Origin of the sequence: Desulfothermobacter acidiphilus (genome assembly GCF_052073645.1) — a bacterium.
Classification (GTDB): domain Bacteria; phylum Bacillota; class Desulfotomaculia; order Desulfotomaculales; family Ammonificaceae; genus Desulfothermobacter; species Desulfothermobacter acidiphilus.
Genome location: NZ_CM125440.1, coordinates 168,624 through 182,046, shown reverse-complemented (window position 1 = coordinate 182,046; position 13,423 = coordinate 168,624). Strand labels below are relative to the sequence as shown.

11 protein-coding genes are annotated in these 13,423 nt (G+C 58.2%); all 11 read right to left on the bottom strand.

The features are described from left to right. Window positions 1-107 precede the first annotated feature (107 nt). Window positions 108-1,676: a citramalate synthase gene (gene cimA / locus ACTLLP_RS01010; protein WP_441059908.1), complete on the bottom strand. Its 1,569-nt coding sequence runs from the start codon at window positions 1,674-1,676 to the stop codon at window positions 108-110. A 6-nt stretch (window positions 1,677-1,682) separates the two neighbouring features. Further along, window positions 1,683-2,171, bottom strand: a complete 489-nt coding sequence (locus tag ACTLLP_RS01005; protein ID WP_441061542.1) for a 3-isopropylmalate dehydratase small subunit — start codon at window positions 2,169-2,171, stop codon at window positions 1,683-1,685. After that, window positions 2,171-3,436, bottom strand: a complete 1,266-nt coding sequence (leuC, locus tag ACTLLP_RS01000) for a 3-isopropylmalate dehydratase large subunit (RefSeq protein WP_441059906.1) — start codon at window positions 3,434-3,436, stop codon at window positions 2,171-2,173. The genes ACTLLP_RS01005 and leuC overlap by 1 nt, the downstream gene beginning before the upstream one ends. 7 nt (window positions 3,437-3,443) lie before the next feature. Continuing rightward, on the bottom strand, window positions 3,444-4,991 hold the full coding sequence (locus tag ACTLLP_RS00995; RefSeq protein WP_441059904.1) for a 2-isopropylmalate synthase: 1,548 nt from the start codon (window positions 4,989-4,991) through the stop codon (window positions 3,444-3,446). A 14-nt stretch (window positions 4,992-5,005) separates the two neighbouring features. Further along, window positions 5,006-6,022, bottom strand: a complete 1,017-nt coding sequence (ilvC, locus tag ACTLLP_RS00990; protein WP_441059902.1) for a ketol-acid reductoisomerase — start codon at window positions 6,020-6,022, stop codon at window positions 5,006-5,008. A 12-nt stretch (window positions 6,023-6,034) separates the two neighbouring features. Then, window positions 6,035-6,529: an acetolactate synthase small subunit gene (ilvN, locus tag ACTLLP_RS00985; RefSeq protein WP_441059900.1), complete on the bottom strand. Its 495-nt coding sequence runs from the start codon at window positions 6,527-6,529 to the stop codon at window positions 6,035-6,037. A 17-nt stretch (window positions 6,530-6,546) separates the two neighbouring features. Further along, window positions 6,547-8,205: a biosynthetic-type acetolactate synthase large subunit gene (gene ilvB / locus ACTLLP_RS00980; protein WP_441059898.1), complete on the bottom strand. Its 1,659-nt coding sequence runs from the start codon at window positions 8,203-8,205 to the stop codon at window positions 6,547-6,549. A gap of 27 nt (window positions 8,206-8,232) precedes the next feature. Further along, complete coding sequence (ilvD, locus tag ACTLLP_RS00975) at window positions 8,233-9,894, bottom strand: dihydroxy-acid dehydratase (protein ID WP_441059896.1); 1,662 nt, start codon at window positions 9,892-9,894, stop codon at window positions 8,233-8,235. A gap of 28 nt (window positions 9,895-9,922) precedes the next feature. Further along, complete coding sequence (gene ilvE, locus ACTLLP_RS00970; protein WP_441061539.1) at window positions 9,923-10,798, bottom strand: branched-chain-amino-acid transaminase; 876 nt, start codon at window positions 10,796-10,798, stop codon at window positions 9,923-9,925. A 464-nt stretch (window positions 10,799-11,262) separates the two neighbouring features. Next, window positions 11,263-12,399 (bottom strand): YibE/F family protein, encoded by a 1,137-nt coding sequence (locus ACTLLP_RS00965; protein WP_441059894.1) that lies wholly within the window; start codon window positions 12,397-12,399, stop codon window positions 11,263-11,265. Continuing rightward, window positions 12,396-13,412, bottom strand: a complete 1,017-nt coding sequence (gene amrS / locus ACTLLP_RS00960) for an AmmeMemoRadiSam system radical SAM enzyme (RefSeq protein ID WP_441059892.1) — start codon at window positions 13,410-13,412, stop codon at window positions 12,396-12,398. The genes ACTLLP_RS00965 and amrS overlap by 4 nt, the downstream gene beginning before the upstream one ends. Window positions 13,413-13,423: the final 11 nt, after the last annotated feature.

The following is a 13,423-nucleotide window of genomic DNA, read 5'->3' as shown; positions in this document are numbered from 1 at the left end:
ATTGTCCGTGAGGGGCGAGGTCTCCTCCTTCATGAGTCTCCTCCGTCACCTACTGAAATTGTACGCCCTCTGATCCATAACAAGCATAAGCCAAGGATCATCCCGGCTCAGCCGCCCCGCTGGAGCAAGCCGTAAGTGAGGCTGTCTGCCAGCGCCTGCCAGCTGGCCTCGATTATGTTAGGCGACACTCCCACCGTAACCCAGTTGCTTTGTCCATCTCCGGTCTCGATTAGCACCCGCACCACCGCCCCCGTGCCGGCCGCCCCGTCCAGAACCCGTACTTTGTAGTCTAGCAAGCGCATCCTCCGGATACCCGGATAGAACTGCTCCAACGCCTTGCGCAAAGCGTTGTCAAGAGCGTTGACCGGTCCATTACCCTCGGCCGCAGTGTGCACCACCCTATCTCCTACGCGGAGCTTGATGGTGGCTTCGGTGTGCACCGCCTTGCTCTCTTGGAGCTCAGTTAGAATACGCAAGCTTTCCAGAACAAAGGGGCGCTCATAGCCGTTGGCCGCCCGGCGTACCAGGAGCTCGAAGGAGGCCTCGGCACTTTCAAATTGAAAGCCCTGCCGCTCCAGCTCTTTAAGCTGAGCCAAGATCTGGCGAGCCACCTCTCCCTCCGAGGGCAGATCTAGGTTGAGTTCACGGAGCTTATATAACAAATTCGACTGTCCCGCCAATTCCGATACCAACACCCGCCTCCGGTTGCCCACCAGGGCGGGATCGATATGCTCGTAGCAGCGCGGCTCCTTCATGATAGCGCTCACGTGCACCCCACCTTTATGAGCGAAAGCGCTCATTCCCACGTAGGGTTGCTGGGGATAGGGGTGGACATTGGCAAGTTCGCTAACGTAGCGGGATAACTCCACCAGACGCCCGAAGCTTTCCGGGGGGAGGGTAGGGTATCCGCACTTTAGAGTGAGGTTGGGTATAACGGTGCAGAGATCGGCGTTACCACAGCGCTCCCCGTATCCGTTGACTGTCCCCTGGACCTGCCGCGCTCCCGCCCGCACCGCCATCATTGAATTAGCCACCGCCATGCCAGTGTCGTTATGAGCGTGAATACCTACCCTCACCATCGGAAACTCCCTCACCACCTGCTGCACCACGGCCTCTATCTCCCAAGGCATGGTGCCGCCGTTGGTATCGCAGAGGACCACGGTGTTCGCTCCCCCCTCCACCGCCGCGGCCAATGTGGACAAAGCGTAATCCGGATTATGCTTATAGGCGTCGAAAAAGTGCTCGGCATCGTATATCACCCTCAGGCCCCGCTCGCGGAGGAAAGCCACCGATTCCCGGATCATGGCCAGATTTTCCTCTAAACTGGTGTTAAGAGCATTAATGACGTGTAAATCCCATGATTTACCAAAAAGAGTGGCCGTTTTCACGCCGCAAGCGCAGAGATGCCGCAAATTTTCGTCAGCAGCCGGAGAAATATGCTTGCGCCGGGTGGAGCTAAAGGCAGTGACTCGCTCGCGCAACAGCGGATCTTCCCGCACCACGGAGAAAAACTCCAGGTCTTTAGGGTTAGAACCCGGCCAACCCCCTTCCACGTAATCGAAGCCCATCTCCACCAGCCGCCGGGTTATTTTGAGCTTGTCGGCCACAGAGAAAGAAATGCCCTCGGTTTGCGCCCCGTCGCGCAGGGTAGTGTCGTAAACCTCCACTTTATCCAAAGGAACTCACCTGCCCCTTAACCGCTGCTCCACGTAGGGAATCAGTCCACCGGCGCCGATGATGGCCTGCATGAAGTCAGGGATGGAGCGAGCTTGGAGCACTTCCCCTGTGTCTAGCACTTCTATCCGACCGCTGCTTAGATCCACCCGCACGCGACTGCCGGAGGGAATACGGAGAGCGTCGGAGCATTCCAGCAGAGGCAAACCAATATTGAAGGCGTTCCGATAAAAAATGCGGGCGAAGCTCTTGGCGATAACGCAAGCCACTCCCGCCGCTTTGATGGCCAGAGGGGCGTGCTCCCGCGAAGAGCCACAGCCGAAATTCACGCCCGCCACAATTATATCCCCCGGGCGCACCTCGCGCGCGAAGGAGGGATCGGCATCCTCCAAACAATGCTGGGCCAACTCTGCCGGGTCGGTAGTGTTGAGATAGCGGGCCGGGATAATGAGGTCGGTGTCCACGTGATCGCCGAACTTAAAAACTCTACCCTCAATCATGCCTGCATCACCTCTTCAGGGTGGGCCAGACGGCCAAGTACGGCTGAAGCCGCCGCCACCGCTGGGTTAGCCAGATAAACCTCGCTTTCCGGATGCCCCATGCGCCCCACAAAGTTGCGGTTGGTGGTAGCCACCGCTCGCTCTCCCCGCGCCAAGATGCCCATATGCCCTCCCAGGCACGGTCCGCAGGTAGGAGTAGAAACCGCTCCTCCGGCTTCCAAAAAGATTTCGATTAACCCCTCCCGCAACGCCTGGCGATAAATCTCTTGAGTTCCGGGGATGACGATCAGGCGCACATAGGGATGAACCTTTTTCCCCCGCAGCAACCTAGCCGCCACGCGCAGGTCCTCCAGACGCCCGTTGGTACAGGAGCCTATGACTGCCTGATCGATGGTGATATGCGTAACCTCGCTTACCGGGCGGGCGTTGGCCGGTGAATGGGGCAAGGCCACTTGAGGTTCGAGTCCGGCCACATTAAACTCATAGACTTTCTGGTAGCGGGCATCGGGATCACTCCGGTAAAAACGGTAAGGGCGGCGAGCTCGGCCTTCTAAGTAGGCCGCCGTCTGGTCATCGGGAGGCACGATTCCGTTTTTCGCCCCCGCCTCCACCGCCATGTTACACATCGTGAAGCGCCCATCCATGGAAAGAGCATCGATCACCGGTCCGGTAAACTCCATGGCGCTGTAAAGCGCCCCTTCCACCCCTATTTGCCCTATGGTGTAGAGAATGAGGTCCTTACCCCCTACCCAAGGCCGAAGTTCGCCGGTGTAAACGAATTTAAGCGAAGGAGGGACGCGAAACCAGGTCTCCCCCAGAGCCATGGCCGCGGCCAGATCGGTGGAGCCCACCCCGGTGGCGAAAGCCCCCAGGGCGCCATAGGTGCAAGTGTGAGAATCGGCCCCAATGATCACATCGCCCGCGACCACCAGGCCTTGCTCGGGCAAGAGGCAATGCTCGATGCCCATGCGCCCCACTTCGAAGTAGTGGGGAAGGGAGTGACGGCGAGCAAATTCACGCACCACTTTGGCCTGCTCCGCCGACTTTATGTCTTTATTGGGAGTGAAGTGGTCGGGCACCAGCACCAGGGATTCCGGATTGGCAAGAGGAACCCCTAAACGCTCAAACTCCTGGATGGCTAAGGGAGCGGTGATGTCATTGGCCAGCAGCACATCCACTCGGCAAGACACAATTTCACCTGGCTCCACCACTTCCTTGCCGGCATGGGCGGCCAGAATTTTTTCGGTGACGGTCATACCCATGGAAATATTAGACCTCCCCCTCCAAACGTCTAACTCGGTTACCGTTAAGATCAGCGGCCAATTTGTTCAAAGCATCCACGTAAGCCCGAGCGCTGGCCTCCAGCACGTCGGTGCTGATCCCCCTACCCAGATAAGTTTTATTCCTCTCCTCATCAGTAACTCTGACGGTCACGCTGCCGATGGCATCCTTACCCTCGGTAACCGCTTCGATACTGTAAGAATCCAGGCGCAGGTGGCGGCCCGTAAGTTTATCCACCGCTTTGTAAATGGCATCTACGGGTCCGTTGCCGCAGGCGGCTTCTTCTCGCAGCTCGTCACCGATGCGTAAAGCCACGGTGGCAGTGGGCACCACCGTGGTGCCGCTAGAGATGTGGAAGTAACGGAGTTCATAAATGCTAGGAGCTTGACCGATCTCTTCCTCCACCAGGGCTAACAGATCGTCATCGGTTATCTCTTTCTTGCGATCGCAGAGTTCCTTAAAGCGCTGAAAAGCAGCGTTGAGTTCCTCCTCGGTGAGTTCGTAACCCAACTCCTGTAAGCGCACGCGAAAAGCGTGCCTCCCCGAGTGCTTGCCCAGAACCAGGCGCGACCGGGGCACTCCGATGATAGCTGGGTCGATAATCTCGTAAGTGGAACGCTCCTTTAAAACCCCGTCCTGGTGGATACCCGACTCGTGGGCGAAAGCGTTCTTTCCCACTATAGCCTTATTTGGTTGCACTGGCATTCCGGTGAGCGTAGAAACTAGCTTAGAGGTGCGGTAGAGCTCCTCGGTGCGAATGCCGGTAACCAGTCCGTACCCGGAGCGATGGGCGTAGAGAGCCATAACCACTTCCTCCAGGGCGGCGTTTCCGGCCCGCTCCCCTATGCCGTTGATGGTTACCTCCACCTGGCGGACCCCGTTACGCACCGCAGCCAGGGTGTTAGCCACCGCCAGCCCCAAATCGTTGTGGCAATGGCAGCTGAGTATTACCTTTTCAATGCCCGGCGTCCGTTCGCGAATAACCCGTATGAGTTCGCCGAACTCCTCCGGCACGGCGTAGCCCACGGTATCGGGAATATTGAGCACCGTAGCCCCTGCCGCTATCGCTTCTGCCAAAACCTGGCAGAGAAAATCCGGGTCGGAGCGAGACGCGTCTTCGGCAGAAAACTCCACGTCCGCCGCGTAGCGCTTGGAGTAGGCCACCGCTGCCCGAGTCGCCTCCAGCACCTGCTCCCTCGTCATTCTCAGCTTATGCCGCAGGTGAATGTCGGAGGTGGCAATAAAAGTGTGGATGCGCGGCGCTTCCGCCTCTTTAATCGCCTCCCAGGCCCGGTCTATATCCTCCTGCCGGGCGCGGGCCAGGGCGCAAACCGTTACCCCCCGCACGGCTCGAGCAACCTCCCGGCAAGCGTTGAAGTCTCCCGGAGAAGCCACGGGGAAACCTACCTCGATCACATCCACCCCCAGCCTAGCCAACTGCCGCGCGATTTCAATCTTCTCTTTAACGTTTAAGCTCACCCCGGGGGATTGCTCCCCATCCCTAAGGGTGGTATCGAAAACGTACACCCGATCCACCTGTTAAACCCTCCTCATTTCTGCTCCCTGCCTATCCAGGGCATCATGCTCCGGAGCTCCTGTCCCACCTTTTCGATAAGGTGCTCCCTTTCCTGGCGGCGGCAGGTCTTGAGCACCGGTTGCTGGGCCTGGTTTTCCAGGATCCACTCCCGGGCAAATTCCCCATTCTGGATCTCTTCCAGCACCTGCCACATCTCTTCCCGCACCGTCTCGCTAATAATGCGGGGACCCACCCGGTAGTCGCCGTACTCCGCCGTGTTGCTCACCCGCCTACGCATCTCGGTGAGCCCTCCCTCATAGATGAGGTCTACTATTAGCTTCAACTCGTGCAAGCACTCGAAGTAAGCGATCTCAGGAGCGTAGCCCGCCTCCACCAGCGTCTCGAACCCAGCCTTGATGAGAGCCGTTACCCCGCCGCAAAGCACGCATTGCTCCCCGAACAGATCGGTCTCGGTTTCCTCACGAAAAGTGGTCTCGAACACACCGGCCCGGGTGAGCCCAATCGCCTTAGCGTAAGCCAGAGCCAAAGCGCGTGCCTGCCCAGAATGGTCCTGGTGCACCGCCACCAGGCCAGGAACCCCCTTGCCCTCGACGTAGAGCCGGCGGAGCATAGGACCAGGACTTTTGGGAGCAGCCAGAAAAACATCCACCTCCGCCGGAGGATTTATCTGACCGTAATGGATGTTAAAGCCATGGGAAAAGCCTAGAGCCTTGCCAGGCTTTAAATGAGGGGCTATTTCCTCCCGGTACACCGCCGGCTGCAACTCGTCGGGGATCAATATCTGGATAAGATCAGCGGTGGCTGCCGCCTCGGCCACGGTCATAACCGGCAGACCATCCTGCTCCGCCACCACGCGGGTGGAAGAATTGGGACGCAAACCCACCACCACATCGATACCGCTATCTTTCAGGTTCTGGGCCTGCGCCCTCCCCTGACTGCCATAGCCGATTACCGCCACCTTTTTACCCCGGAGCAAATTCAGATCGGCATCCCCATCGTAAAAAACTTTCACCGTGGTCCAACCTCCCATAGATTAGCGTTGTTATTGGGCGTTAAGGGCTCGGGGGCCGCGGAGAAGGGCCAGCTTACCCGTGCGCACCATCTCTTTAATCCCGAAGGGGCGCAAGGCTTCGATCATGGCAGCTACCTTGCCCTCGTCCCCTGTGACCTCCACAATCAATGTCTCAGGGCTCACATCCACCACGTGCGCGCGGAAAATATCCACCATTTGGATAACTTCCCCTCGGCGGGAAGGGTCAGCCTGCACCTTGATCAGCGCCAGCTCCCGGTTGACATGCTCCTCCCTGGTCAGGTCCTCCACCTGCACCACTTCGATGAGCTTATCTAGTTGCCTGGTGACTTGGTCGATCACCTGATCATCGCCTTCCACCACAATGGTCATACGGGAAAAAGACGGATCCTCGGTGCTCCCCACCGCCAGGGATTCGATATTATATCCCCGGCGCCGGAAGAGATTGGCTACCCGCGCCAGCACCCCCGGGTGGTTTTCCACCAGAACCGAAAGCGTGTGCCGCATACTCCCATCCCCCTTTACTAACCCAACATGCGCCCGATGGACTCCCCGGGAGGCACCATCGGCATAACATTTTCTTCCTGCTCGATAATAAAGTCTAGAAACACCGGCTTGGGTGAAGCGATAGCCTGCTCCAACGCCGGGCGTACTTCCTCGGGCCGGGTCACCCGGATACCTTCCGCCCCGTAAGCCTCGGCCACCCGCACAAAATCAGGATTGTAAAGCTCGGTGTAAGAGTAACGGCGCTGGTAGAAGAGCTCCTGCCACTGCCGCACCATGCCGAGGAAACCGTTGTTAAGAATGGCCACGTTGACCGGCAAATCGTAGCTCACCGCCGTCGCCAGTTCCTGGATATTCATCTGGATAGAACCGTCGCCCGCGATGTCGAAAACGGTCTCACCCGGGCAGGCAACCTGAACCCCGATGGCAGCCGGGAAACCGAAACCCATGGTTCCCAACCCCCCGGAAGTGATAAAAGAGCGGGGGCGGGTAAAGGTATAGAATTGGGCTGCCCACATTTGATTCTGTCCCACCTCGGTAGCGATGCGGGCCTTGCCCTCCGTGGCTTCCCATATCTGTCGCACTACGAACTGGGGTTTAAGCTTGCCGTTTTCGCTGAAGGTCAAAGGGTACTCCTTCATCCAGGCGTCGATTTTTTCCTTCCAGGCCGGATGGGGAGTAGCAGATAAGAACTCCAGCAGCAGCTTCACGGAGCGCTTCACATCTCCCACCACAGGAACGTCAACGCGGACATTTTTACCCATTTCCGCAGGGTCGATGTCCAAATGAATCAGCCGCGCCTCCGGAGCGAAACTCTCTATTTTCCCCGTAATACGGTCGTCCAGGCGCGTGCCCACAGCGATCAATAAATCAGCCTCGCTCACCGCGTAGTTGGCTGGGCGGGTACCGTGCATCCCCAGCATCCCCACCGCAAGCGGGTGGTTACCGGGAAACCCGCTGATCCCCATCAGCGTTGTTGCCACCGGTGCCATTAGGAGTTCAGCCAGCCGCACCACCTCCTCCGTGGCACCAGCCTGCACCACCCCCCCGCCGACTATGATCACCGGGCGCTCGGAAAGGGCGATAAGCTGCGCCGCTTTCTTTATCTGCTCTGGATCGGGGTCGTACATTGGACGGTAACCAGGCAGGCGGAGCTCCGTGACCGGCTCGTACTCGGTCTCACCTCCGGAAACGTCCCGGGGAATGTCCACCAGCACCGGCCCGGGACGGCCGGTGCTGGCAATATGGAAAGCGGCCTTCACCGTGTGGGCCAAATCTTTCACTTCCCGCACCAGGAAATTATGCTTGGTGATGGGCATGGTGATTCCGGTGATGTCGGCCTCCTGAAAAGCATCCCGGCCGATCAGGGTGGTAGGCACCTGCCCGGTAAAAGCTACCACCGGGCTGGAATCCATATAAGCGGTGGCGATGCCGGTAACCAGGTTAGTAGCTCCTGGACCGGAGGTGGCTAGGCAAACTCCAGGACAACCGGTAGCGCGCGCGTAACCGTCGGCGGCGTGAGCGGCAGCCTGCTCGTGCCGGGTCAGGATGTGTCGCACCTCGCCCTCGTAAAGAGCGTCGTAAATGGGCAATACCGCGCCTCCGGGATAGCCAAATACCACCTCCACCCCCTCTTCCTGTAAGCACTTAAGGAGAATCTCTCCCCCTGTGAGTCGCATATAACCCTCACCCCCAACTTAACACTCTTACCTGGGGAACACCGCTCCCTGAGCCGCAGAAGAAACCAGGCTAGCGTAGCGGGAAAGGTAACCCCGATCGACTCGCGGATGGAATGGAGGAAGATCGGCCAGGCGGGCTGCCAACTCCTCTTCGCTCAACTGCACTTCCAGGCGCCTGGCAGGAAGGTCGATAGAGATGAAATCCCCGTCTCGCAGAGCAGCAATGGGCCCCCGCGCCGCCGCCTCCGGTGAAACATGCCCGATTGAGGCCCCCCTGGTAGCCCCGGAAAACCGCCCATCAGTGATCAGCGCCACTTCCTTGTCCCGGCCCATACCAGCCAGCGCAGCTGTGGCCGTTAGCATCTCCCGCATACCCGGACCCCCGCGGGGGCCCTCGTACCGGATGACCAGAACCTCACCGGGCTTAAAAGCGCCGGCCAAAATAGCACCAACCGCCTCTTCTTCGCTATCGAATACCCGCGCCGGGCCGGTATGCCGCCACATCTCGGGGGCCACTGCCGCCTGCTTCACCACCGCCCCCTCAGGCGCCAGGTTACCGAACAAAACCGCCAACCCTCCAGTGGGACTGTAGGGGTCCGTCACCGGCCTTATCACTTCTGGGCGCCTAACCTTGGCGCCACGCACATTCTCTCGCAGGGAACGGCCGGTAACGGTCATCGCCTCTCCAGCGATGAGCCCCGCCTCCAGCAACGAGTTCAAAACGGCCGAAACTCCTCCTGCCTCGTCCAGATCTTGCACCCGGTGCACCCCAGCGGGGTCCAGCCGGCATAGATTGGGTATGCGGCCGCTAATCTCGTTCACTTCCGCCAGAGAAAAGGGCACCCCAGCTTCGTGAGCAATAGCTGCCAGGTGCAACACCGTGTTGGTGGAGCACCCCAAAGCCATATCCAAAGCCAGACCGTTGCGGAAAGCTTCGGGCGTCAAAATCTGGGAGGGAGTAAGATTCTCCCGCACCAGCTCCACCGCCCGCATTCCGGCTTGCTTAGCTAAACGCCGCCGGGCCGCACTCACGGCAAGGAAGGTGCCGTTGCCGGGCAGAGCCATTCCCAGAGCCTCGGCTAAGCAATTCATGGAGTTGGCAGTGAACATACCAGCGCAAGAACCGCAACCGGGACAAGCTACTTCCTCCAATTCGGCTAGCGACTCCAACTCCATCTTGCCCGCCTTCACCCGCCCCACCGCTTCGAAAACGGTGCTCAAGGACACATTCTCGCCTCGGAAGCGACCGGCCATCATAGGCCCACCAGAGATCAAAATGGATGGCAAATTAAGCCTTGCCGCAGCCATTAACAGGCCCGGAATAATCTTGTCGCACGCCGCCACTAGCACCAAACCGTCCAGAGCGTGCGCCTGGGCCATAACCTCCACGCTATCGGCTATCAACTCGCGCGAGGCCAGCGAATACTTCATCCCCTCGTGATTCATGGCTATGCCATCGCACACCCCAATAACCGGAAACTCCAGAGGCACTCCTCCAGCCATACGCACCCCTGCTTTAGCGGCCTCGGCTATATCGCGCAGATGCACGTGACCGGGCACGAGCTCACTGAAAGCGTTTACTACCCCTATAAAAGGGCGCTGCAACTCTTCGCTGGTAAGGCCGAGCGCCTTCCAAAGAGAGCGGTGCGGGGCTTTCTCCACCCCTTCTTTAGCTCGCCCGCTGCGCAAGACAGCAAACCCCCCTTAGATGAACCGTTTAGTAGATAGGCTCCCCTTCTATCTTGGTCAGCTCCCGGAAAGCCTCTATCAGCCTCTGGGTCAGCTGACCCGGCTGACCCCCGCTGATTGAACGACCATCGATTTCGATTACCGGAACAATTTCCGCCGCCGTGCCGGTGAGGAAACACTCATCGGCGGTAAAGAGATCGTAACGAGTGAAAACCGCTTCCCGAACCGTCATTCCCATTTTTCGAGCCAGTTCCATCACCGCGTCCCGCGTTATCCCTTCCAGAACACCCAGATGAAGGGGAGGAGTCAGCAGCGTTCCCCGGCGGATAATGAAGACGTTGTCGCCAGTGGCTTCCGCCACATACCCTTCCTGAGTAAGCATGATGGCTTCCGGTACCCCGGCCAAGTTGGCCTCCACCTTGGCCAAGATATTATTGAGGTAATTAAGGGACTTGATGCGAGGGTTAAGAGCCTCCGGCACGTTGCGCCGGGTAGGCACAGTGATTACCCGCATACCTTTCTGGTAAAACTCGGGCGGGTAAAGTTGAATGGAATCGGCAATGCAGAAAACGCTGGGGCGCAAGCACTTGCGAGGGTCCAGGCCCAGATCGCCCTTGCCCCGCGTGACCACCAGGCGAATATACCCGTCCCTGATCTGGTTGCGACGACAAGTCTCCACCACCACTTCAGCCATCTCTTCCTGGCTAATAGGGATCGCTAAAGCGATGGCCTTGGCGGAATCGTAAAGGCGGTCTATATGCTCTTTGAGCCGGAAAACTCGGCCATGATAGGCCCTGATACCCTCAAAAACACCGTCGCCATACAGAAGACCGTGATCAAAAACGGAAATCACGGCTTCCTCTTCGGGCACAAACCTACCGTCCAGATAAATAGTAAGCCCCAACGCTTCTCCCCCCACGTGCAAAGAGTAATAAATTAAAGCCCCCCAGTCCCGGTGCAGGCGAACAGACCCAGCCTGCATCCCAGGACGAGAGGCTTCGCTCCCGCGGTACCACCTGGATTGCCACCCCCTTGCGGTAAGGCGGCCGCTCTTTGCGTGTCGGAATAACACGCGGTTTTGGTAACGGGTGACCAACCCGGCTAAGGCCTACTGGAGTGAACGCTCTTTCGACCCGCAGCTCCAGGGCGATGGAGTTACCACTTCCTTCCGGCCGGCTCGCACCTGACCCCGGCTCTCTGCGCGGAAGCCCGCGGCTCCGTCCCCTTCTTCGCTTTTGACCCCGATAATTTCTCCCCAGTATACAAAAAACAAAAAGCCTGTGTCAACTGCCCGCAAAAATTTAAACATCACCCCGTCGGATGTCCGACGCGCGTCACCTGAACCCCCCTAACGCGCCCAGCACAATGTCACCGAGCGGAGGAACCCGCCCGGTGGCGCAAGAGCAAAAAACTGGCCGCCACCGCGGTCAGCGGCACCGCCAACACCATACCGATGCTGCCAGCAAGCGAGCGCACTACTTCGGTAGCCACTACATCCAGGTTGAGGAGCTTGGTCAGTGAAGTCTGATAGGCCATAAACAGGAGTAAGAGCGGAATAGCGCTCCCCGTGTAGGCCAAAATCAGGGTATTGATCATAGTCCCCATAATGTCACGGCCCACGTTAAGTCCCACCGCCAGCAATTCCCTTCGAACCAACGTGCGGTTAGCATTATAGACCTCCTCCATGGCTGCAGCCACCGAGATGCAGACGTCCATAACAGCTCCCAGAGCTCCAAGGAGAATGCCAGCGAATAGGAGCCCTCGGAAATCAAAATTTACCTTCTGGGGAATGAACATGAGCATGGACGCCTCTTCACTGCTCAACCCCGTGAGCCGCACTTTACACCCCACTCCGTAAGCGATTAGCCCCGCCAGCACCACTCCCCCCACCGTTCCCAGCACTGCCGATAGACTTTTGCGGTTCACACCGCAAACGATGAAAAGCGTGAGCAAGGCAATGGTGGCAGCCGCAACCACGGTGATGGGAATAGGACTGTAACCCCGCAGCATCGAAGGCAGCAACCACTTGAAAATCACCAGCATGGTCAAGGTTAAAGTGAGAATGGCCTTGGCTCCCTTGGTCCTTCCTACCAGTAGCAACAATAGCACGAATAAAGCTAATATATAACCTATGTAATCCTGGCGATAATAATCTTGGATAAACACTTCCAAACTACCATCGGGCAGCTTTACCGGACTCACCAACACCTTTTCTCCCGGCCGCACCGGCAGATCGAACGCAGGATTACCTGAGAACTTATTCTCCACCCGCACGACTTGGCCCTTATATTCTCCGCCGATTATTTGCAGCCGGACGTACTGCACTCCTTTGACCGCTCCTTGGCCCTCGATGGGGTAATACTCGCTCACCTCCAGCACCCGGGCCGGTACCAAATCGGAAGGTGGCGCTTCCTTTTCGGTTTGAGCTCCAGCAGGAGCAGCAAAAGCGGTTGAGACCAGTAGCACCAGCGCTAACAGCCATCCTCTGCTCCAGCGCCTCTTCATCGGACATAAATCTCCCCCACTAACGATATCGGAGCGCCGCAGTAAATACAGCGCCAGCCTTCTTTCTCCTCCCGGAGCGCTACTTCCCGAATGCGGTATCCTTCCCTCCGCACCACCGGCCGGTGACATTGGGGACAGTAGGTAATTCCTCCCTCCTCATCCCAAACATTTCCCACGTAGACGTAGCGCAGGTGACTCCGGGCGATATCGCGAGCGCGGTAAATGTCATCTAGCGGAGTAGGGGGAGCGGTGAATTCGAAGTTGGGGAAATAACGAGAAAGGTGTAGGGGGATATCGGGGCTGAGCTCAGCCAGCCAGGAGGTTAGCGCCTCCAGCTCCTCGGGGGCAGTGTTCTCCCCGGTAATTAAAAGGGTGGTTATCTCCAGGTGACAGCGGTAAAGGACCCGTTGTATGGTGCGTTGAACCGGCTCTAGCCTCCCCCGGCACAGCCGCCGGTAAAACTCGTCCCGGAAACTCTTTAGATCGATATTCATGGCATCTATGTAGGGTAGGATTTGGTCCAGCGGCTCCTCATTGATGAAGCCGTTGGTCACCAGCACGTTTTTATAGCCGGCCTCCCGCACCAGCCGGGACGTATCCAAAACAAACTCGTACCAAACCGTGGGCTCCGAATAGGTATAGGCTACCCCTATGCAGTGCGGTCCCTGCGTCCGCAGCATCTCAACCACCTGGGTAGGTTCTAACTCCACCACTGGGGGCTGTCCTTGAGATATCTCCCAGTTCTGGCAAAAAAGACAGCGGAAATTGCAGCCCCAGGTGCCCAACGAGAGGATGGTATGCCCGGGATAAAAATGATATAACGGCTTCTTCTCTATCGGGTCGACGGCGCAACTGGTACAGGCACCATAATTAAGAGTGTAAAGCTTGCCGCCGCGATTTTCCCTCACCCGGCAAAGACCGGTAGCGCCCTCTTTTATCAGGCAACGATGGGGGCAGAGCAAACAGAGCACCTTGCCGTCCTCACGAGATTGATAAAAAAGTGCCTCGCGCAAGCTTCTCTCCT